Annotated in this window: 23 protein-coding genes; 11 read left to right on the top strand and 12 right to left on the bottom strand. The window is 40.8% G+C overall.

The window, feature by feature from the left end:
- Positions 1-13 precede the first annotated feature (13 nt).
- The 4 genes from murD to J678_RS18715 all read right to left on the bottom strand — a co-directional run bounded on the left by murD (position 14) and on the right by J678_RS18715 (position 3,885).
- Positions 14-1,360: a UDP-N-acetylmuramoyl-L-alanine--D-glutamate ligase gene (murD, locus tag J678_RS18730; protein ID WP_031956177.1), complete on the bottom strand. Its 1,347-nt coding sequence runs from the start codon at positions 1,358-1,360 to the stop codon at positions 14-16.
- A gap of 147 nt (positions 1,361-1,507) precedes the next feature.
- Entirely contained in the window at positions 1,508-1,759 is a 252-nt protein-coding gene (locus J678_RS18725; RefSeq protein ID WP_002053159.1) for a DUF6587 family protein, read from the bottom strand.
- Positions 1,760-1,771: 12 nt separating this feature from the next.
- The gene (gene feoB, locus J678_RS18720) at positions 1,772-3,628 is read right to left on the bottom strand and encodes a ferrous iron transporter B (RefSeq protein ID WP_004710937.1); all 1,857 of its coding nucleotides are present in this window, start codon (positions 3,626-3,628) and stop codon (positions 1,772-1,774) included.
- On the bottom strand, positions 3,625-3,885 hold the full coding sequence (locus J678_RS18715) for a FeoA family protein (protein ID WP_002053176.1): 261 nt from the start codon (positions 3,883-3,885) through the stop codon (positions 3,625-3,627). Before J678_RS18715 ends, feoB begins: the two co-directional genes overlap by 4 nt.
- Before the next feature lie 143 nt (positions 3,886-4,028).
- Here J678_RS18715 and xerD point away from each other — a divergent pair, with 143 nt between their 5' ends.
- The 4 genes from xerD (at position 4,029) to thrC (ending at position 8,652) form a co-directional block, all read left to right on the top strand.
- Positions 4,029-4,949: a site-specific tyrosine recombinase XerD gene (gene xerD, locus J678_RS18710; RefSeq protein WP_002053149.1), complete on the top strand. Its 921-nt coding sequence runs from the start codon at positions 4,029-4,031 to the stop codon at positions 4,947-4,949.
- 146 nt (positions 4,950-5,095) lie between these two features.
- Positions 5,096-5,911, top strand: coding sequence for a DsbC family protein (locus J678_RS18705; protein WP_022575142.1), 816 nt, complete (start codon positions 5,096-5,098; stop codon positions 5,909-5,911).
- 244 nt (positions 5,912-6,155) lie between these two features.
- Entirely contained in the window at positions 6,156-7,457 is a 1,302-nt protein-coding gene (locus J678_RS18700; protein WP_031956176.1) for a homoserine dehydrogenase, read from the top strand.
- A 55-nt stretch (positions 7,458-7,512) separates the two neighbouring features.
- A complete protein-coding gene (gene thrC, locus J678_RS18695) occupies positions 7,513-8,652 on the top strand; it encodes a threonine synthase (RefSeq protein WP_002048893.1) in 1,140 nt (379 codons plus the stop codon).
- A gap of 107 nt (positions 8,653-8,759) precedes the next feature.
- Here the strand turns inward: thrC and pbpG are convergent, their stop codons facing one another.
- Positions 8,760-9,806, bottom strand: coding sequence for a D-alanyl-D-alanine endopeptidase PBP7/8 (pbpG, locus tag J678_RS18690; protein WP_004710943.1), 1,047 nt, complete (start codon positions 9,804-9,806; stop codon positions 8,760-8,762).
- 211 nt (positions 9,807-10,017) lie between these two features.
- Between pbpG and J678_RS18685 the strand changes: the two genes are divergently transcribed.
- Genes J678_RS18685 through J678_RS18675 form a run of 3 tightly spaced genes read left to right on the top strand, consistent with a single transcriptional unit; the run spans position 10,018 to position 13,677 of the window.
- Positions 10,018-10,653 carry a response regulator gene (locus J678_RS18685; protein WP_000633799.1) on the top strand — a complete coding sequence of 212 codons (636 nt, stop codon included), beginning with the start codon at positions 10,018-10,020 and terminating at the stop codon, positions 10,651-10,653.
- A 10-nt stretch (positions 10,654-10,663) separates the two neighbouring features.
- A complete protein-coding gene (locus J678_RS18680) occupies positions 10,664-12,232 on the top strand; it encodes a sensor histidine kinase (RefSeq protein ID WP_031956174.1) in 1,569 nt (522 codons plus the stop codon).
- Positions 12,233-12,255: 23 nt separating this feature from the next.
- Positions 12,256-13,677 carry a sigma-54-dependent transcriptional regulator gene (locus tag J678_RS18675; RefSeq protein WP_031956172.1) on the top strand — a complete coding sequence of 474 codons (1,422 nt, stop codon included), beginning with the start codon at positions 12,256-12,258 and terminating at the stop codon, positions 13,675-13,677.
- Positions 13,678-13,680: 3 nt separating this feature from the next.
- Here J678_RS18675 and J678_RS18670 read toward each other — a convergent pair whose 3' ends face one another.
- The 4 genes from J678_RS18670 to lptF all read right to left on the bottom strand — a co-directional run bounded on the left by J678_RS18670 (position 13,681) and on the right by lptF (position 18,724).
- On the bottom strand, positions 13,681-14,865 hold the full coding sequence (locus J678_RS18670) for a S41 family peptidase (RefSeq protein WP_031956171.1): 1,185 nt from the start codon (positions 14,863-14,865) through the stop codon (positions 13,681-13,683).
- A gap of 15 nt (positions 14,866-14,880) precedes the next feature.
- Positions 14,881-16,428 carry a 2,3-bisphosphoglycerate-independent phosphoglycerate mutase gene (gene gpmI, locus J678_RS18665; RefSeq protein ID WP_022575138.1) on the bottom strand — a complete coding sequence of 516 codons (1,548 nt, stop codon included), beginning with the start codon at positions 16,426-16,428 and terminating at the stop codon, positions 14,881-14,883.
- 125 nt (positions 16,429-16,553) lie between these two features.
- Positions 16,554-17,624, bottom strand: a complete 1,071-nt coding sequence (lptG, locus tag J678_RS18660) for an LPS export ABC transporter permease LptG (RefSeq protein ID WP_032027433.1) — start codon at positions 17,622-17,624, stop codon at positions 16,554-16,556.
- Complete coding sequence (lptF, locus tag J678_RS18655) at positions 17,624-18,724, bottom strand: LPS export ABC transporter permease LptF (RefSeq protein WP_002048889.1); 1,101 nt, start codon at positions 18,722-18,724, stop codon at positions 17,624-17,626. Before lptF ends, lptG begins: the two co-directional genes overlap by 1 nt.
- Before the next feature lie 143 nt (positions 18,725-18,867).
- On the opposite strand from lptF, the gene J678_RS18650 reads away from it, so the two are divergent.
- From J678_RS18650 to J678_RS18635, 4 genes are all read left to right on the top strand, one after another.
- Positions 18,868-20,316 (top strand): leucyl aminopeptidase, encoded by a 1,449-nt coding sequence (locus tag J678_RS18650; RefSeq protein WP_031956169.1) that lies wholly within the window; start codon positions 18,868-18,870, stop codon positions 20,314-20,316.
- Positions 20,309-20,716 carry a DNA polymerase III subunit chi gene (locus J678_RS18645; RefSeq protein WP_031956168.1) on the top strand — a complete coding sequence of 136 codons (408 nt, stop codon included), beginning with the start codon at positions 20,309-20,311 and terminating at the stop codon, positions 20,714-20,716. Before J678_RS18650 ends, J678_RS18645 begins: the two co-directional genes overlap by 8 nt.
- Positions 20,717-20,754: 38 nt before the next feature.
- Positions 20,755-21,393: a hypothetical protein gene (locus tag J678_RS18640; protein ID WP_017393526.1), complete on the top strand. Its 639-nt coding sequence runs from the start codon at positions 20,755-20,757 to the stop codon at positions 21,391-21,393.
- A 130-nt stretch (positions 21,394-21,523) separates the two neighbouring features.
- Positions 21,524-21,742 (top strand): hypothetical protein, encoded by a 219-nt coding sequence (locus J678_RS18635; RefSeq protein WP_002048916.1) that lies wholly within the window; start codon positions 21,524-21,526, stop codon positions 21,740-21,742.
- Positions 21,743-21,802: 60 nt separating this feature from the next.
- Here J678_RS18635 and J678_RS18630 read toward each other — a convergent pair whose 3' ends face one another.
- From J678_RS18630 to ribD, 3 genes are read right to left on the bottom strand one after another with little or no spacing between them, the layout of a single operon-like run.
- Positions 21,803-22,462 (bottom strand): riboflavin synthase, encoded by a 660-nt coding sequence (locus J678_RS18630; RefSeq protein WP_031956167.1) that lies wholly within the window; start codon positions 22,460-22,462, stop codon positions 21,803-21,805.
- Positions 22,463-22,504: 42 nt separating this feature from the next.
- Complete coding sequence (locus tag J678_RS18625) at positions 22,505-23,797, bottom strand: DNA adenine methylase (protein WP_031981908.1); 1,293 nt, start codon at positions 23,795-23,797, stop codon at positions 22,505-22,507.
- Complete coding sequence (gene ribD / locus J678_RS18620; RefSeq protein WP_031956166.1) at positions 23,794-24,879, bottom strand: bifunctional diaminohydroxyphosphoribosylaminopyrimidine deaminase/5-amino-6-(5-phosphoribosylamino)uracil reductase RibD; 1,086 nt, start codon at positions 24,877-24,879, stop codon at positions 23,794-23,796. The genes J678_RS18625 and ribD overlap by 4 nt, the downstream gene beginning before the upstream one ends.
- Positions 24,880-24,889 lie beyond the last annotated feature (10 nt).

The following is a 24,889-nucleotide window of genomic DNA, read 5'->3' as shown; positions in this document are numbered from 1 at the left end:
AATCATATTTTCTTTAAACCAACGAATTGACGCAGGCAACAAACTGCTGACCACGGTCATTATAACTTTTAAACATATCAAAACTTGCACATGCTGGTGATAGCAATACCACATCTTCAGCTTGTGTTTCACGTTGACATAGCTCTACAGCTTCTTTAAGTGTTGCCGCATGTAAAATTTTAGTTGCACCTTGAATGGCCTGCTCGATGACAGGCGCATCTTCACCAATCAATACCACAACTTTGGCATACTTTTCGATAGAAGAACGTAAAGGAGTAAAGTCTTGACCTTTACCCTGCCCACCTAAAATTAGGGCAACTTTACCTTTTTTCACTTCAATCGCAGCACCTAAACCATCAATTGCTGCAAGTGTAGCGCCAACATTGGTTCCTTTTGAGTCATTGTAATAACGTACATCATGTACGGTCTTTACATACTCACAGCGGTGCTCTAAACCTTTAAAGTGTTTTAAAGTTTCAAGCATAGATTCCATAGGTAAGCCAATTGCTTCACCCAATGCTAAACACGCTAAAGCATTGGCTACGTTGTGCATACCTTGAATATATAAGTCTGAGCTTTTAATTAAACGCTGCAAGCCACGAGCAAGCCAAAGTGTACCGTCAGCATCTCTTAAAACGCCGTACTGGTTTAAGTCAGGTGCATTTAGACCAAAGCTTTGCATTGGCGTTGTATCAGGTACAAGAGGACGGCTTAAAGCGTCATCACGGTTAAATACAACTTTCTTGACACCTTGGAAAATACGGTGCTTTGCTTGGTGATACCCCAGCATATTGCCATGACGATCTAAGTGATCTTCACTCATGTTCAGTACCACAGCTACTTCAGCATTTAAGTGAGATGTGGTTTCTAACTGGAAGCTTGATAACTCAAGTACCAATAACTCTGGTTGATCTTTAAGTAAATCTAGAGCTGGGCGACCAAGGTTACCACCAACGGCAACTTTCTTACCTGCATCTTTAGCCATTAAGCCCATTAAAGTAGTAACAGTACTCTTCGCGTTAGAGCCTGTAATCGCAACAATCGGTACATCAGTTGCACGGCGAAGTAGCTGAATATCACCTACTACAGAAATACCTTTAGCAATAGCAGCCTGAATTTCTGGTAATTGTGGTGCAAGGCCCGGGCTTAAAATAATTTCTTCTGCTTGTAGTAATAATTCTTGATCCAGTTGACCAAAACTGGTCTTCACGTCTGCAGGAATTTGATCATGTCCGGGAGGTGTGGGGCGGGAATCCGTTACTGCAACTTGGTAGCCTTGTTCATGCAGGAAATTTACAGCAGAAACACCTGATATACCCAAGCCTGCTACAACTTTTAACCCACCACGTTGTATTAACATTTTTGCCCCACAATTTATCAATCGACAGAATGGCAAAAATGTTAGCACTTTGCTGTTTTGAATACTTTTTCAGTTTGACTTTTATTCTACTTTTTTTGTGTCAGTGCGTAAAAAAGCCATCATTCGATGGCTTTTTATACAGAAAAATTAACGCCACTTCACCGTTTGTACTGGAGCGGACTTTTGGGTAGGTGCATCATCAGTAGAACAGCCACAATTGCCACCACAACCGGCAGCCTGTTTAGGCTTCAACCATGACGCCAAACGCTGCCAACCCAAGCGTTGACACTGGATTGATAATGCAAGAAATACTGAAGCGGACGTTTGAGGAAATACCTTTTTAAAGACAACAATGGCACTCCACAACACCAATACAGCAACAATAAGGTAATCAAACATAAGCGCCTCCTATTAACCCCAAATGCGTGATGCAATTTGGTAGGTTAAAAATGACATGAGATAAGCCAAACCAAATAGATAAGCCGTCATGACTGCCACATGTTTCCATGAACCTGTCTCACGGCGTACCGTTGCCAAGGTTGCTAAACAATGTGGTGCATAAATAAACCAGACCAATAAAGATAGCCCTGTAGCCAATGACCAACCCGTGCCGTTTGCACTAATCAAATGAGCAAGCCCCTGTGCAACAGCATTATCATCGGCACCAGATAGCGCATATACCGTACCTAATGCTGCAACCACAACCTCACGAGCAGCCATTGCGGGAATGAGAGCCACCACGATTTGCCAGTTAAAGCCAAGCGGTGCGAATAAAGGCTGAATAAAGTGCCCTGCCATACCCGCAAAACTATAATCAATTGCTGGTAGCGTTGCGCCTTCGGGTGGTTGAGGGAAAGTACACAAGAACCAAAGAATAATGGTCAATGCAACAATAATCCCACCAACACGACGTAAGAAAATCTTTGCGCGTTCCATCAACCCAATAGCGATACTTTTTGGATCAGGAAAACGATAACTTGGTAATTCCATTAACAAGGCATGCTGTGATTTGTCTTTACGCAAAAATTTCATCACAAAGGCAACACAAAGTGCACTTAAAATACCTGCCATGTATAAACCAAACAGCACCAAACCTTGTAAGTTAAAGATGCCTAAAACAGTTTGACTTGGAATAAATGCACCAATTAACAAGGCATAGACAGGCAAACGTGCCGAACATGTCATGAGGGGTGCAACCATGATCGTGGTAAAACGGTCACGTGAATCACTAATACTTCGGGTTGCCATAATGCCAGGAATCGCACAGGCAAAACTTGATAATAATGGAATGAAAGAACGACCACTTAAGCCGGCTTTAAACATTAATTTATCGAGCAAGAACGCTGCACGCGGTAAATAACCTGATTCTTCGAGTACCAAAATAAAGAAGAAGAGAATCAAAATTTGAGGCAAGAAAGCCAATACTGTGCCCGCTCCCGCCAGAACACCGTCTACAACTAAACTGCGTAGCACAGGCTGATGGATGGCTCCATTTAACCACTCACCTAACCATGGGATTACCCCATCTTCAATTGCAGCTTTAAAAGGTTCAGCCCAAGCAAATACTGCCTGAAAGACAATAAACATCATTACTGCCAAGCTGAGTAAACCCAACACAGGATGTAAGAAAATTCGATCTAGAAAGTCAGTACGCTTATCATCATGATCAACGAAATTAACCACATCTTTAAAAATCGTTTCGATTTTCTGATGATGCCCACCACTTAAACCACTCAGTTCAGTATGAGGTACGGTATATTTTTCTTGATCGAGCGCATGCAATAAATTTTCAATACCTGAATTACGTACGGCAACCGTTTCAACAACAGGAACACCTAAACGCTCAGAGAGTTTCTGTGTATTGATTTGAATACCGCGACGACGCGCTTCATCCATCATGTTCAATACAACCAGAATTGGGCGCCCTAATTCAATAATTTCAAGCACCAAACCCAAATGCAGTTTTAAGTTCGTCGCATCGACAATACATAAAAAAGCATCTTGCTGCCCTTCTTCGGCAATTTTGCCTTGGCAGACATCACGGGTAATTTCTTCATCTGGGCTAGTTGCCTGCAGACTATAAGTACCCGGTAAATCTAGTACACGAACTGCACGGCCTGAAGGTAATTGAAAGTTACCGACTTTACGCTCTACAGTTACACCCGCATAGTTAGCAACTTTTTGTCTTGTTCCAGTTAAATGGTTAAACAGCGAAGTTTTACCGCAGTTCGGGTTTCCCACAAGGGCAATACGTAGCGCATTACTCATGCGGGTACTCCTTCTAACTGAATCTCGATTTTTTCCGCTTCCGCCTTACGTAAAGCGAAACGAGTAAAGCCAATTTGGATTAAGATCGGATCACCACCAAAAATACCTTTGGTAATCACCTCTACTCGAGTACCTGGTACAAAGCCCAAGCTTTCCAAACGAATTGCGACCAAATCTTGTTGCTCGGATGTTTGTGTCATCCGATCTACTTTGGTGATGGTAGCCGCTTGCTTCACTTTCAACGCTGATAAACGCACCGCATCCGATCCTAAACCTTTTTTACTAGTATACATATAAATGAGAATAATTACCAAATAAGGTTAAATTTCAATTCTCACCTACTTTAATCGACAAATCTTAAAGTTTCTTTTAAAGTACAGTGGTTTAGAGGACATTGTTTATGATAAATAAGAAACCGCGTATTCCAAGCCCTGTTCAAATTCCTGAACATTTGAGCTTTTTACAAGGTTTTCGCGACTATTTAGTTGCACAAACAGTGAGCCCACATACTCGTAATGCTTATTTATCTGACCTGATTCAATGTGCTGAACTTCATAAAAAAAATAGCTTGCCGAAATGGTCGAGTGATGACATTTCTGATGTTCTCATTGAACTCACCAAAATAGGAAAAAGTCCACGCTCAATTGCACGTTGTTTATCTGCCCTACGCCAGTTTTACAAATTTTTACGTGAACAAAAATTACGAAGCGATAACCCGGTAGCGACACATCACTCGCCCAAAATTGGCCGAGCTTTACCCAAGGATTTATCAGAAGAAGATGTCGAAGCACTGATTCAAGCGCCTGACATTACAACAGCTTTGGGGTTACGTGATCGAGCGATGTTTGAAGTACTTTATGCATGTGGTTTACGTGTTTCCGAGCTAATCAACTTGCGCTTGGAGCTAATCAATTTAAAACAAGGCTATTTACGTATTACTGGTAAAGGCAATAAAGAACGTTTAGTACCATTAGGCCAATATGCTTGTGACTGGGTAGAACGCTACTTAAATGATGCACGTCCACAACTTTATAAAACTTCCACTGACTATTTATTTTTAACTCAACATGGCGGAATTATGAGCCGTCAGAATTTTTGGTATGCAATTAAACGATATGCACTACAAGCCAATATTCAGGCTGAGCTGTCGCCTCATACCTTACGTCATGCCTTTGCAACACACTTGCTCAATCACGGCGCTGACTTGCGCGTAGTACAAATGTTACTGGGCCATAGTGACTTATCTACCACCCAAATCTATACCCACGTAGCGCAAGTAAGAATGCAACAATTACATGAAAAACATCACCCTAGGGGTTAAAAATTTTTAAACGAATTATATGAAATACACCGAACAATCATTTGATTTCGTTCACAAAGGTTAAGAAAGTTTTAACAATACACATTAGATTTTTTGTTATGCTTAGCAGCTTCTGACTATAAATACTGATGAAATAAGGGTTATCTATGTCCTTTACCCGATCTCAAATTTTTCTTGCCTGTGCTTTGGCTTCTAGCTTGTTGTTCAGTGCTTGTTCTAAAGAAAACAAACCACAAAAAGAAGATGCGCTCACAGCGACCGCACCTGCTACTGGGGAAGCTTCAACCATCATTGAACGTAATGCTAAACAACGTTTAATCGAAACTTTGCAAAAACAATTTAAGAATGCAAACATCAACGTCAAAATTTTAGACATCAAACCGACTGAAGTACCTAATTTATATTGGGTAAACCTTGAAGGTATGACTTCTGTTTATACGACAAGTGATGGTAAGTACCTTATTCAAGGTGATGTCATCCGTTTAGGCGGTAAAGAGCTGCATAATATTGGCGACAACCTTCAAGCATCAGAAAACAAAAAGCACCTTGCTGCTTTAAAAAATGAAGATTTGATTGTTTATCCAGCTAAGGGTGGTAAAGCTAAACATGTAATTTATGTGTTTACCGATGCAAGTTGTCCTTATTGCCACAAACTACATGAGCATTTAGCCGAGATTAATGAGAAAGGCATTGAGGTTCGTTACATTGCGTGGCCACGTGGCGAACAATTTATGCCAACGATGGAAGCCGTTTGGTGTAGTGCAGACCGTAAAGCTGCATTTAATCAAGCTGTACAAGGCATTAATATTCCACCTGCTCAATGTAAAAATCCTGTTCGCGAACAATATCAACTTGGTTTAAACATGGGTGTAAATGGTACTCCAGCCATCTACAACGTCGATGGACAATATCTCGGTGGCTACTTAACACCAGATGAGTTAGTTAAACGTCTGGATAAATAATATTCTCAATTTTGATGAATAGTTCACCAGTTATCTTGTACACAAAGCGCTGCTCTTATTGCAGCGCTTTGTTTTTTCAACAAATAGTTCTTTACATGCCAGTGTTTAAAGACTGATCTACTCTGCTTTTCCGAACATCGCACTCTAATTGATTGAACAGGCACGAAAAGCGCTAGAGTCTGGCGTTTTTTTTAGCTATGATCTAGCTTCAATTAAATGATTCAATGATGATATGGAGTGTGACGTGAAACCAGTTCGCCTGGCAATACTCGGTCTAGGTACCGTAGGTGGAGGAGCCCTTAAACTACTACAAGAAAATGCCGCTGAAATTAAACGTCGCACCGGTCGAGAAATTCAAATTACCCACGTTGGAACACGTCGCCCTCGTCCAGATCTCGAATTAGAAGGGATTAAACAAAGCGCAGACTTACTTGATATCGTTCGTCAACCCGATGTAGATGTGGTTGTAGAAGTGATGGGTGGTATTCACCCTGCTTATGAAGTCATTATGGAAGCCATCAAGCACGGTAAACAAGTTGTTACTGCAAACAAAGCTTTACTCGCTGAACATGGCAATGAACTATTTAAAGCAGCAGAAGACAACGCTGTCCAAATTGCTTATGAAGCAGCAGTTGCTGGCGGCATTCCAATTATTAAAGTGATTCGTGAAGGCCTTGCTGCAAACCATATCGAATGGTTAGCAGGTATTATTAATGGTACAGGTAACTTTATTCTGACTGAAATGCGTGAGAAAGGTCGTGCATTTGATGATGTATTAAAAGAAGCTCAAGAACTCGGTTATGCAGAGGCAGACCCAACTTTTGACATTGAAGGTATTGATGCTGCGCATAAACTTACAATTTTAGCGTCTTGTGCGTTCGGTATTCCTCTGCAGTTCGATAAAGTCTATACCGAAGGTATCAGCAAAATCACTGCGCAAGATGTGAAATATGCCGAAGAACTTGGTTTCCGCATTAAACATTTAGGTATTGCACGTCGTGCTGAACATGGTATTGAGTTACGTGTTCACCCAACGCTTATTCCAGATGAGCAGCTTATTGCCAACGTAAACGGCGTTAAAAATGCTGTCTTAGTTCAAGCCAATGCCGTTGGTCCAACGCTGTACTACGGCGCTGGTGCTGGCGCTGGTCCAACAGCTTCTGCGGTCGTTGCCGATGTGATTGATATTGTTCGTGACATCTCTTATACAGAAGATGGAGCAGGCACAATTCCTCAACTGGCTTTCGAAGCATTAACAAATATGCCAATTTTAAGCCGTGAACAAATGACTACAGGTTATTACATCCGCTTAAATGCTGAAGATCAGACTGGTGTACTTGCAGATGTAACAACCATCTTAAGCCGTGCTGGAATCAGTATTGATGCCATCATGCAACAATCACGCTTAAAAGACCTCATTCCAATCGTAATTTTGACCGATCCAATCGTTGAATCAAAAATGGATGACGCTCTTGCGCAAATTCAAGCATTACCTGCAATTCGTGGCGAAATCGTAAGAATTCGTTTAGAATCGCTCGATAGTTAATCAGGTTGAGGGAAAGATTCCCTCTCCCGCTTCACCTCATAATTGGAACACCATCATGTCTAATGCCAATCGTTATACTGGTCTTGTAGATCGTTATCGTGACCGTTTGCCAGTTTCGGCAACTACTCGTGCTATCTCTTTGGGTGAAGGCAACACCCCTCTCATTAAACTTGAGAATATTCCACGTATTATTGGCAAAGATGTTGAAATTTATGTGAAATATGAGGGCTTAAACCCGACTGGTTCATTTAAAGACCGTGGTATGACCATGGCTGTAACCAAAGCGGTTGAAGAAGGTTCTAAAGCAATTATCTGTGCATCTACAGGTAACACTTCTGCTGCCGCTGCCGCATACGCTGCGCGTGCTGGTATCAAAGCATTTGTTTTGATTCCAGAAGGCAAAATCGCGATGGGTAAAATGGCTCAAGCCATGATGTATGGTGCGATCACTATGCAAATCCGTGGTAACTTCGATGATGGTATGCGTCTAGTAAAAGAAGTGGCTGATCAAGCTCCTGTAACGATTGTAAACTCAATCAACCCTTACCGTTTGCAAGGTCAAAAGACGATTGCTTATGAAATTGTTGAAGCTTTAGGCCGTGCACCTGACTATCACTGCTTGCCAGTAGGTAACGCAGGTAACATTACAGCTCACTGGATGGGTTATACAGAAGCTGTAGCAAACCAACCTGCTGATCAGTTTGAACAAGTTATATATGATGCTGCGACCGATCAATTTACCGGTCCTAAACCAGAAGGCTTACCAACAATGGTAGGTTACCAAGCTTCTGGTGCAGCTCCATTCTTACGTGGTGCTCCAGTTGAAAGCCCTGAAACAGTTGCAACTGCAATCCGTATTGGTAATCCACAAAGCTGGAACCATGCAAAAGCTGTGGTACGCGACTCTAAAGGCTGGTTTGATGAACTTCAAGACAGCGAAATTTTAGAAGCTCAACGCTTACTTTCTATGTATGAAGGTGTATTTGTTGAGCCAGCGTCTGCTGCTTCTATCGGTGGTGCGATCCGTGACATTAAAGCGGGTAAAATTGCTGAAGGTTCTGTCATCGTATGTACAGTAACTGGTAATGGCTTGAAAGATCCTGATACTGCAATCAAACAATGTGCTGATGCAGTGATGTTGTCAATTGATGCAACAATGGATCAAGTAAAAGATTCAATTTTATCTAATATGTAAAATCTGAATTTTTATAAAAAACGGCTGTTTAATACAGCCGTTTTTTTATGCTGTTTAAAATGGCATAAAAAACGCTTCTTAATAGAAGCGTTTTTAAAATATTTAACTTAAATACGTTTTGGCAAATTACTCAACCAACCTAACAAGTTAGTTGCATCGTTATTACGCGCCTGTGTACTTGGTTCACCAAGCAATACAATGACTGCTGGACGTGAGTTCACAGTAGTATGCATAACAACACAACGGCCTGCTTCATTAATATAACCGGTCTTAGATAAGTTGATATTCCAACCACCATTACGCACTAAAGCATTGGTATTGTTTGACTTGAGTACACGGTAACCTAAATTAAAGTCGTAAGTTGGTGTTGTTGAGAATTGACGGATCAAACCATACTGAGACGCTGTACTCGCCAAAATCCCCAAGTCACGCGCCGAAGAGACATTACGTGGGTCTAAACCAGTTGATTCGTAATAATGAGTGGCATTCATACCCAAAGAACGTGCTTTAGCATTCATCGCTGCTACGAATGCAGGACGACCGCCCGGATAAGTACGCGCTAAAGCTGCTGCCGCTGGATTTTCTGACTTCATTAAAGCAAACAGAAGAACTTCTGCACGGTTCATCTTGTCGCCCACACGTAAGGTAGAGCTTGAGTTCTTACCATTTGCACCGGCAAAATCGATTTGCTCAAGTGTAATTTCTTCTGACATGTTTAAACGCGCATCTGCGGTTACAACTGCTGTCATTAATTTGGTAATAGACGCAATCGGTACTGACGCGTTGGTGTTTTTACTATAAAGGACCTCACCCGTTTGCGCATCCATTACAAGTGCAGCACGTGCACTAACACTCGGCTGGGCATTATAGCCCACGGTATCACGGATTGGAGCAACTCTAGGTGTAGAGCTAATAACTTTCGGTGCATTACTGCCACGTAAAGTCGTAGTAACAGACGTTGAACCTTGCGGAGTCGGCTCATCATCTTCATCATTTAAAAGTTGACTAGCATCCGCTGCAGACCAATTTAAACTTGCAGTACCAGTACTCCCTGAGGACGGGTTATTGACGAGTTCTGCAAAGCTTGTTGAACTCAAACTAAGCAAAATAGACATGCTTAGCACATGCATTAAAGACTTTTTAGAATTTTTCACGGCACAATACTCGACTCAGGGTGACACACATTTGCGCTTACTATCATTATGCCTTACATTTGAGATATAAGGTATAAAGCTTTACCGACACAATTGTGCACAACTATTCGCTCACTATAGAAGAATAGGATTGCTAATTTTGTCATTCCATTGCAAGCTTATTTTGCTTTATGTAACAAAAAACTTGTTTTTTGAAAGAAAGGAGGTCTTCTTGATTACAGTTTTAGTTGTCGATGACCATGAACTGGTACGTACGGGTATTTGCCGTATGTTAGAAGATCATGCAGATGTTGAGGTAATTGGACAAGCCGAATCTGGGGAAGAAGCTATTGCTATCGTTCGCCAGCAACATCCGCAAGTCGTACTACTTGATGTCAACATGCCAGGCATCGGTGGTGTAGAAACAACTCGTCGTTTATTACAAACAGCTCCAGAGACGAAAGTCATTGCTGTAAGTGGCCTTGCCGAAGAACCCTACCCATCTTTATTGCTAAAAGCTGGAGCAAAAGGCTATATCACCAAAGGAGCCCCAATTGCCGAGATGGTCCGTGCAATTAATAAGGTCATGCAGGGTGGTAAATATTTTAGTGCCGATATTGCCGAGCAACTGGCAAGCTCTTATTTATCTGATACTCAACAATCTCCTTTTGATTCGTTATCGGAGCGGGAAATGCAAGTTGCGATGATGGTCGTTAACTGTATTAGCGCACAAGAAATTGCCGATAAACTTTTTGTAAGTGTGAAAACTGTAAATACTTACCGTTACCGTATTTTTGAAAAGTTAGGAATTGATAGTGATGTAAAACTCACACATCTTGCGATTCGTTACGGTCTGATCAAACCATAATCAGACTTACATGCACTCTCCTTTAAATTCATCCCTGTCCCATACGATTTTTCGTTTGGGCACTTGGTATGGTTTATACCGTCTTATTATTGCGGTTAGCCTGAATATTATTTTGGTTTTAACCAATGCTCAAACCGACAATAGTTTGCAGCAACCCTCTTTATATTTTTACACTTTACTAAGCTATTCAATTGTAAGTCTTGTGCAATTGTTATGCTTTAAGTTTATTGCTATCCAAACTACTCGGCAGCTTATTTTATTTTTTATTGTCGACATTATTTGTTTAAGCCTCCTTTCATTTTCTGCTGGGGAGCCTAATTTACAAATTAGTTTGCTGTATGTGATTGCAATCTTTACTTCGGCGATTTTGCTCAGTGCAAGAGTGTCTTTAGTTATTACCTTACTTGCGGTTATTGCGGTTATTTACCAACGCTTCGTGGGTAGTTTATTTGACTACAACAATCTAAACACAATCGGTAATAGCGCTTTATTAGCTTTTTTATTTTTCGTTGTTCACGGGATTGGACAAATTGCAGTGCAGCGCTTTAAATTACTTGAAGCACTCACCTTTCACCAGTCAATCGAGCTTTACCAGCTTCAAAATATTAACCGTTATATTTTAGAGCAAATTGAACAAGGCTATTTAGTTTTAGACGAAAATTACGACATTGTTGTTAGCAATCCCGCTGCTTGTTCATTGCTTGGTATTCCTCCCCAGTTTGCCAATGAAAAATATCCTTTGGCTAAATGGCATCCCGATTTATTTGAAATATTGAAGTTTGGCGACTTAAAAGAAAATGACCGATTTATTTTTGAGTCTCGGCTATCAGCTTATTCCATTAATATTAAAGTGCAGCATCTTTTAGTGCCACAACAAGCTCTGACACTACTCATTTTACAAGATGCCCAACAAATTAATCAGCAAGCACAGCAACTCAAACTTGCCGCTTTAGGGCAACTCTCGGCAAGTATTGCACATGAAATCCGCAATCCTCTGGCTGCAATTGTTCAAGCAAATGAGTTACTTAAAGATAGTGATCTCGAACAACAAAATACTTTACGCCATATGATTGGCAAGCAAACTAAACGCATTGATAGTATTGTTCAGGACACCTTAGGACTTGCTCGTAGCGAAAGAACACACCCTATTCAGATTGACTTAAACAATTTTATAAATACGCTACTCGATGAAGATTTATCTGACGTTAAGCACTCAATTCAACTCAAAATTTCTGATCGTTCTTTAAAATTTTTATTTGACGAAAAACAACTAAGACAAGTCATGATCAATTTAGTGCGAAATGCTTTACGACACAATGCACCCGACTCACCGAATGTCATGATCAACATTCATTCACAAACAAATAAAATTTATATTGATGTGATCGATTACGGTGAAGGTGTTTCAAAACGTGATATATCTCAATTATTTAAACCATTTTTTAGTACCGAAATTAATGGAACTGGTTTAGGATTATACTTGTCTCATAGTTTTTGTGAGGCAAACCATGCAAAGCTCACCTATGTAGAGCAAAAACAAGGGGCATGCTTCAGAATAGAATGCCCAATAATATATTGATTTTTTATTAGGTTTTTGGGGAAATGGCAGAACAGCAACCACTCGTTTTGCTTGTAGACGATGAGGAAGATTTGTGCCTCTTAATGCAAATGACACTTGCACGAATGGGGATTAAAACACATCTTGCTTATCGGGTTGAACAGGCCAAACAACTCTTCACACAGTTTCATTACGATGCATGTTTAACCGATTTAAACTTACCCGATGGGAGTGGGTTAGAGTTAGTCAAACATGTCTCTCAAAATTATACAAACACACCCATTGCGGTTTTAACTGCTTACGGCAATATGGATATTGCAATTGCAGCATTAAAAGCAGGTGCTTTTGATTTTGTAAGCAAACCGGTCAACCAAGTACATCTAGATCAATTATTACAGAAAGCCTTAAATCGGCAAAAAATAGAGCATGATTTTGCAGAGAGTGCTCTAGAAAACAAATTATTAATCGGCCGCTCTCAGCCTATTCAACAACTACGCATCGCAATTAAAAAAATTGCTCGTTCACAAGCACCTGTATTTGTTACTGGCGAGTCTGGAACAGGTAAAGAAGTGGTTGCCAACCTAGTTCATCGGCTGAGTAACCGTAGTGAAGGGCCTTTTATTGCGATTAACTGTGGCGCTATTCCAACTGAACTGATGGAAAGCGAGCTGTTCGGACATAAAAAAGGTAGCTTTACAGGGGCAACGCAAGACAAACAGGGCCTCATTTTATCTGCTCATGGTGGCAGTTTATTTTTAGATGAAATTGCCGAATTACCACTCAGTATGCAGGTTAAATTACTACGTGCAGTACAAGAAAAAAAGATTCGTCCTGTCGGTTCCGATCAGGAAATTGATGTTGATTTTCGGGTGATTAGCGCGAGTCATCAAGACTTAGAGTTATTGGTTCGACAAGGCAAATTTCGTCAGGATTTATTCTTCCGTATCCATGTTATGGATCTCATGTTACCGCCTTTACGCGAACGTGGTGAAGATGTCTTGTTACTTGCGAATCACTTTATTCAGAAAATTTGTATGGAGTGGGAAACCCCACTTAAACAATTAACCGAGGGCGCTGAAACTTATCTGCTACAACAACACTTTCCCGGCAATGTTCGCGAATTAAGAAATATGATTGAGCGAGCAATTACTTTAAGTGACGATGCCAATATTGATGTACCACATTTGCACCCTGCCCCTTTAAGAGCAAATATTTCTAATTCAATCGCAACGGTATCTCAAAGCTTTCAGAATCCTGTAGCTACGCCACAGATTGAAAAAAAATTACCAAGTGAGGGTCTAGAGCGTTATTTAGAGAGTATTGAAAAAGATATTCTGCTCAATGCACTCAATATGACCCATTGGAATCGAACCTTAGCAGCTAAAAAATTAGGAATGACTTTCCGTTCTTTACGCTACCGTTTGAAGAAGTTTGGGTTAGATACTGAAACTGAACAAGAAGTATAAAGCTTACTTCCTTTTTAGAAGTAGGTCGGCAACACGCTCTAAATAAACTTCGTCTTTCATTTCTGGAGGCAAGGGATAGGTCTGGTTAGGCTGAATACCTTGACCTTCGATCATATTACCATTTGGTGTGTAGTAATGTGAGACCGTCATTTGCAAGGCTGCCCCACTTGGCAAAGGGAAAAGTTTCTGTACAACGCCCTTTCCATAACTTTTTTCACCCATGACCCAAGCACGTTGATGCTCTTTCATTGCAGCAGTAAAAACTTCTGCTGCCGAGGCAGATCGGTGATTAATTAAAATACCAACTTTTATATTTTGAAAATCATTTCCAGGTAAGGCCTGAAATTGCTGATTACCTTCTGAACGACTTTTTGTAGAAACAATAATGCCATGATTTAAAAATAAATCGGCTGACTCAACAGCAGCAGAGAGCAGCCCGCCTGGGTTATTTCTTAAATCAATTAATACAGCTTTTAAACGCGAAGAACTATTTTCTTCAATTAAACGTTTAATTTCATTGGCGGTATCTTGCTGGAATACTCTAATTTTTAGTACCAATACCTGATTATGTAACATGACAGGTTCGATATCAGTTTCAATCTTTTTATTACGGACTAAACTGATTGGGGTATTTGACTCTTCTGTCTGTACTTGCAGCGTTGAACCTATTGAACCATACAACAAACCAAGCACCTGATCTTGGGTTAGATTTTTAAGTTCCTGATTATCTATCTTTAAAATGGTCTGTCCATTTCTCAAGCCTAGTTTATATGAATCAGAACCTGCCTTTAAGTCACGAATCATCCATTTATGGACATGTGCTTCTGGGCTTAATGCAAAATCAACCGAAGCAAGATCACCTTCGGTGTATTGAATGAGTTGACGGTATTCTTCAGCTGACAAATAGCGTGAGTAACGGTCTAGACCACTAACAAGACCTTTAATTGCTTGTAAAAATAAAGCATCGTCCGATTTTTCATCGACATAGTTATCGCGAACAATCCCATAAATTTGTACAAACTGCTGAATCGACTCAATAGGGACTTCTGCATAACTTTCTTCTGATTCTGGTGAATCAGCATGCTGAGGCGATAATTTTTCTTTTACAACAGGAGCAGCAAGAGCAAACTGGCTGCAACACATCAATACACTACCAAAAAAAGCTTTATATATATTGTGTTGCAGCATTTAGTCACCTATCGCTTATGCAGATAATGTAATCAGATTACGACCTTGCATTTCCGCAGGTACAGGAATCTGCATTAGATGAAGGATAGTCGGTGCAACATCTGCAAGTACACCACCTTCTGCGATAGTCGCTTGTGTTGGACCAACATAAATAAATGGTACAAGCTCTGTTGTATGTTGAGTATGAACTTGGCCACTTTCGTAGTCCTGCATTTGCTCAACATTACCATGGTCAGCAGTAATAAGCATATGACCTTTCTTGGCCATCACAGCTTCGTATACACGACCTAAACATGTATCAACTGCTTCAACCGCCTTAACCGCGGCATCAAATACGCCTGTATGACCGACCATATCACCATTGGCATAATTCACAACAAGTAAATCGTACTCACCTGAGTTAATTGCCTTAACGAGTTCATCAGTTACTTCATAAGCACTCATTTCAGGCTTTAGATCATATGTCGCAACGTTTGGTGATGGAATTAGAATACGCTTCTCACCTGGGTATTCATCTTCTCGACCACCACTAAAGAAGAAAGTCACATGCGCATATTTTTCTGTTTCAGCAATACGTAATTGCGTTTTGCCAAGAGAAGATAAATATTCACCAAGTGAGTTTTTCAACTCTTCAGGCATATATGCCACAGGTGCATCAATGCTGGCCTGATAACGTGTCAACATGACAAATTTAGAAAGGTTCGGTACAACTTTACGCTCAAAACCTGCGAAGTCCTTTTCAACAAACGCACGTGTAATTTCACGAGCACGGTCAGCACGGAAGTTCATGAAAACAACGCTATCGCCATCTTGAACTTTAGCCACATCACCAATACGAGTTGCTTTCACAAACTCATCATTTTCATTGGCTGCATATGCAAGTTCTAAACCTTCAACAGCAGTATTTGCTGTACGAACTGCTTCACCTTCGGTCAATAGGCGGTAAGCCTGTTCTACACGGTCCCAACGATTATCGCGATCCATTGCAAAATAGCGGCCAATCATAGTTGCAATACGGCCCTTGCCTTCATATTGAGCAAATAGAGCGTCTAATTTTTCTAGTGAAGATTGTGCACTACGTGGAGGAGTATCACGACCATCAAGGAATGCATGAAGATAAACTTTTGCACCACGTTTTAATGCGAGTTCACACATCGCCACAATGTGGTCTTCATGTGAGTGAACGCCACCTTCTGAGAGCAAGCCCATAATATGAACTGCACCACCAGCAGCTTTGGCTTTTTCAACAGCATCAATTAATACTTCATGTTTGAAAAAGTCGCCAGTACGGATGTCTTTAGTAATACGGGTAAAATCTTGATACAACACACGTCCAGCGCCAAGATTCATATGGCCAACTTCAGAATTACCCATTTGTCCATCAGGTAGACCTACATCTTCACCAGAACCAGAAATAAGACTATTTGGATGCTTTGCTTTCATTGCAGTTAAATTCGGGGTTTTTGCTGCAAGAAAAGCATTATCTTCAATCGCTTCACGGTGTCCAACACCATCCATAATGACCAGAACGTGAGGGATCTTGCCAGCAGTTGCATCCGTCATAATCAATTTCTCTTTTGTCTACAATTTCATCGCCATATCTTACCGAATTTTCGGTGAAGACTCTATTTTTTCCTATGGCTTTCACCAATGCATCTCATTGAGAAAGCCATTTATATTCTTTCGAATTAGCGAGCACGGTAAAGTAAGTAACTACCGGCACCAAACATTAAAATAATAGGTACAAGTACAAACCACGCTGGTGAAGGCGCGTATACCAAACTTGCGTAACCCAAGAAATCTTGTAAGTAATAAAAGCCTAAACCGATAAAGAGTGCGATCACCAAACGAAAGCCCATTGACTGTTGACGCAGTGGACAAAAAAAAAAAAAACAAGCCACTAATACAAGCGTAATCAATGAAAATGGGGAAGCTACTTTTTGCCAGAAAGCCAATTGGTAAGTTTTAGGAACTTGGCTATATTCATCCATATAGCGCATAAAACTAATGAGCTGACTTGGAGATAAGTCTTCAGGGTCTAAAGTCACCATGTGTACATATTTAGGTTGTAGAGCCAATCCTAAAGACTGCTGATCATGATTATTTAGTATCGAATTACCATCTGTCAGAATGTCTGTCTGACTGGCTTTTTGCAAAGACCATTGACCGTCTTTAATAAACTTTCCTTGCTCTGCATTAATTACAGACTGCAAGTGATATTCTTTATCAAAGTCGACAACCTGAATATCTCTTAAGTTTCCTTGCGAGTTCGCATAGTCAATATAAATAAAGCGTTGCCCTTCTCTTGACCAATAGCCTTTTACTTCGCCTAGAGCAGCAACTGAACGATGACTTTTGATACTTTGTGCTTTCTCATTGGTATAGGGAACAACCCATTCACTTAACGCAAAAGATAAAACAATCAGTAGCAAAGCTGAACGCATTACCCAGCCCACAATACGCCATAAACTGATCCCAACAGAGCGCATCACGATGAGTTCACTGTTGGATGCTAAAGCGCCCAATCCAATTACCGCACCAATTAAGGCTGAAATAGGCAAAATTTCATATAGATAACGAGGAGCACCCCATAACACATAGATAAAAGCTTGCCATGCATTATAGTCAGGCTTTAACTCACCGAGTTCACCTAAATAGGTAAACAAGACTTGCAAAACAGATAAGACAATGGTGGTACCAAACATTGCAAGCGCAGTGGTTTTCGTCACATATTTGGCGACTATTCGACGTGCTAACATTATAATTTCACTCGCTTGATCTGTTTCTTGATTTTCGGCCCTAATTTCTGTTTACGTGAAAATAAGGCAGCTGCAATTGCATAAACCAATAAAGCCGCTGGATACGCCCAAATATCGAGCTCACCTTTACTAATACGAGTCTTAATCGCAATCATAAGTACAATCAAGCTCGCAAAAATAAAAATAGATGGAATGAGACGATAATAACGACCTTGTCGAGGACTCACCTCAGACAAAGCAACTGACATCATGAGAGCAACAATAATGGTAAACGGACCGAATAAACGCCAACCTAATTCACTTCTAATGACTGGATCATTTGTTTTAGCCAATAGTTTAGAGGTTGGAAGTGCCTCTACGTCACTACTCTCAAACTTGACGTCTTTATCATTCTCAAGTCTTAAACGATAAGACTGAAACTCTGCTTGCGTATATTTAGGTTGTCCCGGATATATTTCATAACGGCGCCCTTGAACCAGATCGACGACATTGGCAGTATCATTGGCAACCTCAACACGTGTTGCCTCTTTGGCCAAAATCATGACATCTGGTTTACCTTCTTTGGCAGCCCGCTGGTAAAAGAAAATATCTTTGAGGTTTTTACGGTCTTCCGACAGTGAACCTGCATAAATCGTATAAGGTCCTGAAGAAATAAACTCTCTTGGTCGAACCAAGTCAAAGCCTGTCCGTACAGCTTGGGTCGTTGTTAATTTTTCAAATTCACGTAGTCCCCACGGCGTCATCCACAGCATAAGCACAGACTGACAAACCATATAAACCAGTGTCATTGGAATGAGTAAGCGTGCCAATTGATGACGGCTTACCCCGCTACCATTCAAGACAGCCATTTCATGGTCAACATATAAACGACCAAACACCAACATTAAACCAATAAAAAATCCCAGTGGTAAAATGAGGGTTAAAAATTCAGGTAAACGGTATCCAATGATGCTAAATAAAATACTCGCATCTAAACGCCCCTGTGCCGCCACACCAAAGTATTTGATCAGACGACCACCCATCATGATTAAGGTCAATAATGCAATGACCACCAATGAGGTAGAGACAACTTGCTTGACGAGATAACGCCGAATAATCAAATTAATACTTCCAAAAGGCTAAACGGGACGAACGCTAGTTTACCCGAATGTTAAAAATATAAAACCGCACATTGCAACGCTATGCTTGAAAGTGTTTCAATGTTTTAATCCAACATAACTTTCTATAGGCAATCACGGCAGCCATGAAATTTACAACTTATACAACTTTTCCTGAACAAACATCTAATGAATCTTTGTGGGTTTTAGTTGATTCAGAACAGCTACAAAGCAACCTCAATACATATCAAATCAATAACCTAGAAAGTATTCTTACGGCGACTCAATATAAAGCTAACTTCAATGAGACACTGCCATTATTTGGTCAGCTTAGCACTCAACCTCACAGCCAACTACTTGGTTTAGGAAAAGCAGCTGAACTTCAAGCAGTTAAGTTAGCAAAATTGGCACAAACCATTATCAAATCGACACAAAATAAATTTAAGCATATCGCAATTGATATTGCTGCATTACCTGTCGAATACCATTATTTATTTGCATTAAGCTTAACTCAAGCAGCTTATGGTTATGATGAGTTTAAATCGAAAAAAAATGAATTTGTGTTACAACAAGTTGATTTAATTAGTCCACACACAAGCCTTGATAAAAATCAACTTGCTTTAGTACATGCCGTACAATCTGGTCAATCTTTTGCGCGTGACTTAGGTAACCGTCCAGGTAATATCTGTTTCCCTGAATATCTGGCTGAACAGGCTTTAGCTTTAGCAGCAGAATTCCCTGATTTACTCAAAGTGACTGTCTTAAATGAGCAGCAAATGGCTGACTTAGGCATGTATGCTTTCCTTGCTGTGAGTAAAGGATCTGAGCGTCCGGGTCGTATTGTCACTATTGAATACCAAGCACAGCTTGAACATGCCCCTGTCGTACTTGTCGGTAAAGGCGTTACTTTTGATACAGGCGGTATTTCTTTAAAACCAGGCCTTGGCATGGATGAAATGAAGTTCGATATGTGTGGTGCAGCCTCTGTACTTGGTACGATTCGCGCACTATGTGAAGCACGCCTTCCAATTCATGTGGTGGGTGCGATTGCAGCAGCAGAAAATATGCCTTCGGGTAAAGCGACCCGCCCAGGCGATATCGTAACGACCATGAGCGGCCAAACTGTTGAAATTTTAAATACTGACGCTGAAGGCCGTTTAGTTCTTTGCGATACGTTAACGTATATCAAACGTTTCAATCCGGCAGTTGTGATTGATATCGCAACATTAACCGGTGCTTGTGTAGTGGCATTAGGTAAAGTGCTAAGCGGTTTATTCTCTCCTGACGATGCCTTGGCAGCTGAGCTTCAACAAGCAGGTGAGCAGTCATTTGACCGTGTGTGGCGCATGCCAGTGATTGATGATTATCAAGAACTATTGGACTCACCTTTTGCAGACATCGCTAACATTGGTGGACCACACGGTGGTGCAATTACAGCAGCCTGCTTCCTTGAGCGTTTTACTCGTGACTATCGTTGGGCTCATCTAGATGTAGCAGGAACAGCTTGGTTATCAGGTACAGCAAAAGGTGCAACTGGCCGTCCAGTACCACTACTTATGCAATTCTTGGCTAACCGTGTAAATACGAATGGCTAAAGTTAGCTTTTTTCTGTTTGAAACCAGTGAAGAACGGCAAGTCGATAGTGCTTGCCGTTTATGTCGAAAGATCTTGCTGAAACATTCAAATATCTGGTGGTATTGCCCAGATGTACAGTTACAACAAACACTTGATGAAAAATTGTGGAGCTTTGATCCGACCAGTTTCATTGCACATGGGATTGATCAGGCAGACGCAGCAGTATGTATTTCGGCTAAACAACCTTCTGAACAAGGCTGGTTGGTATTTAATTTTAACAATCATGCACTTGAACAAGTGAATCATTTTAGCCACATTATAGAAATTGTTGAAAATAATGAAGCAGCCAAGCAAATTGGCCGAGAAAAATTTAAAATGTATCGTCGTTTAGGTATAGAACCTCGAACCTTTAAATTATAACGCGCTAAAATGTAGATACTGTTGAGCAAAGGAGAACTGTGGTGGCATTAAATGTCGGGCAAGATTTTAAAAAAAGATGGTTAAATGCGCCTGAAGCTGTCCGTCATGCCTATCAACAGGATTTGGCACGTATTTGTGATTTATTAGAGCCTCAGACGCCTATTCAACTTTGGGTACTCAATGATGAGAAGGCACAGCTAGAATCACAGCAAAACATTGAACAAGCTTATGCTGACTTAAAAGCAGAGTTAATCGAACAGGCACGTATTCGTCGTCAGCTTGCTTTAGAAAAGTCTCTTGCAGATAAGCGCGCAATGGAAGCAGCCTATGCTGCTGAATTACAAGCAGACGAAGTTCGTAAATTTAGTGAACAAACTCAAGCTCTACAAGCTTTCCGCAGTCATTTAGAACAAGAAGTTGCTGAACACACTGCGCGTTATCAGAAAAATCCTGAAACACCAGCAGTGAACTACTCTTCTGGCGTAAAACTTAGCATTACCGATGATCAAATCTTATCTGAGCTTGAAAGTTTACGTATTCGTTTAGAGCTTGAAGCTGAGAACTTAATTGAACAGTCTGTTACGGCTTTCCGAGCTAAGCTAAATTCGGCAGCTCAAGAAGAAATTGAATATATTTTAAAAAATTCTAAGTTTTCTGATGAAAAAATAGAAAAGTAAAGTTTATACAACGCTCCTTGTCATAAAAATGACATTTAATTGTCACAAAATAGTCATGCATAATATTCTTTTAGTTCAAATAATTATTAGAATAATGCATATGTATTTATGAAAATTAATGAGGGTAAAAATGGACATTCCACATCAGATTTCAATGCAACTTGAGCAGCTTAATCAGGGTGAGCAATGGACATTTTCAGCACAAGAACTTTATATGAGCCACAATGACTTTAATTCGCTTTCAATCTTGCTTACACGAGCATCAGAAAAAGGTGAGTTTTCAATTACACGCACCCAGCATAATAAACCATGGGTAGGCACACACTCGGTTACTCTCACCAAGCATTAATTTTTAAAATAAAAAAACCGGAACATATGTCCGGTTTTTTTATTTTAGCGATTTAAAACTTTATTTTAAAAAGCCATTTTCAGCTAAGAAAGCCATACTAATATTTGACTCGGTTTTTTGTTCAGCAGCTTTATCACCCAGTAATAAACGCTCAATATAACGCGCTAATACATCGACTTCTAGGTTAACTTTGCTACCGACTTGCCAGGTTCCAATATTGGTACGTTCTGCTGTGTGCGGAATTAAGTTCAAACTTAAAATATTACCGCGTAAATGATTAATGGTTAAACTAATACCATCTACTGTCACAGAACCTTTCTCTGCTAAGTATTTAGCAAGTTCTATAGGTGCTGTCACTTCATAATAAATTGAGCGAGCATCTTCACGGACTACGGTAATTTCACCTACACCATCAACATGACCACTTACAATGTGTCCACCAAAACGGGTTGTTGGCAGCATCGCCTTTTCCACATTGACACGTTGACCCACTTTCCAGTTACCTAAAGTGGTACGGTTTAAACTTTCGCGAGAAACATCAGCTGCGTACCAGTTGTCTCCCCACTCAATAACGGTGAGACAGATCCCATTGGTTGCAATTGAGTCACCTAAATGTACATCCGACATATCCAAATCGGTTTGAATACGTAAACGCACATCGCCACCTACACTTTGCAGGCTTTCTACTTTACCTAAACTTTCAATAATGCCTGTAAACATGGCTCAATCTCCAAATCTTTTACACTGCTTAAATTGCAGCGCTTACCAAAGTGCGAGCTGCGTACTGTTACCTGAAGTATCTACACCACCTAGCTCGGCAAAGTGGTAAAGCTGGCCTAACAATTGACGTAACGGCGGCCCTGGTTTGGCATGAGTATCTGTAATCACAATAAACTCAAGCACACGTGCGCGCTCTGACTGACGTTGTTTACTTACGCGATAACGTGGAACATCTTGAGTCAATAAAGTGACTTTTCCACGCTCCAGATTGGCCATCAGTAAGTCTTTTGGCTCAATATTACCATCGGTGGAATAACTGGTCAGAATATAACGCGCATTGATGGTTGAAAGTAATTTTTCATACGCATCTTTTGCATGTTTAGAAGAATTATAAGGACTTGGACGCTCTTTACGCCATGCACGGTCAATACCACTCTTATAACCTTTCGTGTCTGGTGGTGGTAGGTCGACTTGATCCCATAACGTCAATGCATTTAAAACGTGGTAGTTACTACTATAAGCATGCTGGTTATAAGGTGGGTCAAGATAGGCTACATCTACTTCAAAACCGCTCATCTGATTTGCTAAATGCTGAGCATCTACACACCACATTTCAGCAGCAGGGCGTTTACGATCGCCAATCTCACAAAAACGGCTCGGTGTGAGCCACAGCAATGATTCAATTCGTTCTAAGGCCGTTTGTGTACGTCCGCCCCACCCTTGGTGGAAGCTTTTAAATACACCACTGGTATTACTCACAAAACTTGCCGAATAGAGTAATGGCGCAAGCAAGGCGCTCATTTCTACATCATTAATTGCGCCTTGTGCCTGCCATGTTGCAATCTGCTGGCGAATCGCATCAATGCGCATACCATTACGACGCTTAAAAAACAAACGGTCACGCGAAGGATCGTATACATCATCATTACGAGGGCAAAGGTTATGCGTTACCCAACCTTTAACCTCAGGTAAACGGTTTAAATAATCAATCGCTTTCTGGTAGCCACCAAGCTCTTTAAACGCGGGTGCATCGACACAAGCTAAAATCGCATGATTTAAAGCATGGCTATAAGGTTCCCAGTCATTTGCAATGACTCGGTAACCGTTTTGACGTGCCAAGCGAGACACCACACCACTACCTGCGAAGAAGTCGGCAAAAATCGGAGGATTCTTTTTCTTGCTGTTCAGCGTCCCTGTAATTTCCAGAGCTTCTAAAATCAAGTGGAGCAATCGGCGCTTGTTACCCAAGTATGGTACAATCTGATGAAAAAGATATTCGTCTGTCGTGCGGGCTGCATGACGACGTTTGTGGTAAACCGAAGGCTCTGAATTCATACTTTCTCTTGCGTAGGGATTAACCTTAAGCGTATATCTTGATCAAGTTGTATTACATCAAGAAGTTTAAAACGAAGTTGCTGTGCCATATATTCAAAATCTGCGTTGAACATGGCTCTTGCACTTTGCCCCAATAAAGTCGGGGCAACATAACTGATCATTTCATCCACCAAACCTTCTTGCAAAAAGGCGGTAGACAATGTTGCGCCAGCTTCAACCAGCACATCATAAATTTGGTATTGCTTAGATAAGGCCTGTAATAGTGTTTTTAAAGGCTGAATTTCTAATTGTATCACGCCTAAGTCAGCAAGTTCCTGACGATATGGTCCCATCACCATGACAGTTTCAGGATTTTCTAAAATTTTAGCAGTGAGCGGTAAACGCCCTCTTCGATCTAGAATTACCCGTTTTGGCTGCGCAACCGTTTCGATATCAAGATTATGGAATGACCGTACATTAAGCTGACAGTCATCAGCAATCACAGTATCAATACCTGTAATCACGGCACCTGAAATCGCACGCCAATGTTGGACATCTTCACGAGCAGCAGAACCAGTAATCCACTTCGACTCACCCGATGCCATTGCAGTACGCCCATCTAAACTAGAAGCAACTTTTAAACGCACATATGGCATGCCCGTAGACATCGCTTTTAAAAAGCCTTGATTAAGTTTGGCTGCTAAATCTTCACAAATCCCGATTTCTACTTCAATACCGGCATTTTTTAAGATCTGAACACCTTTACCTGCAACAAGCGGATTGGGATCGGGACACGCCACCACCACTTTTTTAACCTGCGCCTTAACCAACGCCTCAGCACACGGTGGGGTTCGTCCATAATGAGCACAAGGCTCAAGCGTCACATAAGCAGTTGCACCTTGTGCTTGTTCACCCGCCTGACGCAGCGCAAAAACTTCAGCATGAGGTTGACCAGCTTTCGGATGAAAACCTTCACCAATCACTTGATTGTCTTTGACAATAACACAACCGACATTTGGATTTGGTTTTGTCGAATAGAGTCCTCGTTTGGCAAGTTCAATGGCTTGCTGCATCCAGTACTGATCTTGTTTCAACTCAGACATATAAATCTCA

The sequence above is a fragment of the Acinetobacter sp. 1424608 genome (genome assembly GCF_000588255.1).
In the GTDB taxonomy this organism is placed as follows: Bacteria; Pseudomonadota; Gammaproteobacteria; order Pseudomonadales; family Moraxellaceae; genus Acinetobacter; species Acinetobacter nosocomialis.
This window is presented reverse-complemented; position numbering and strand designations above follow the sequence as displayed.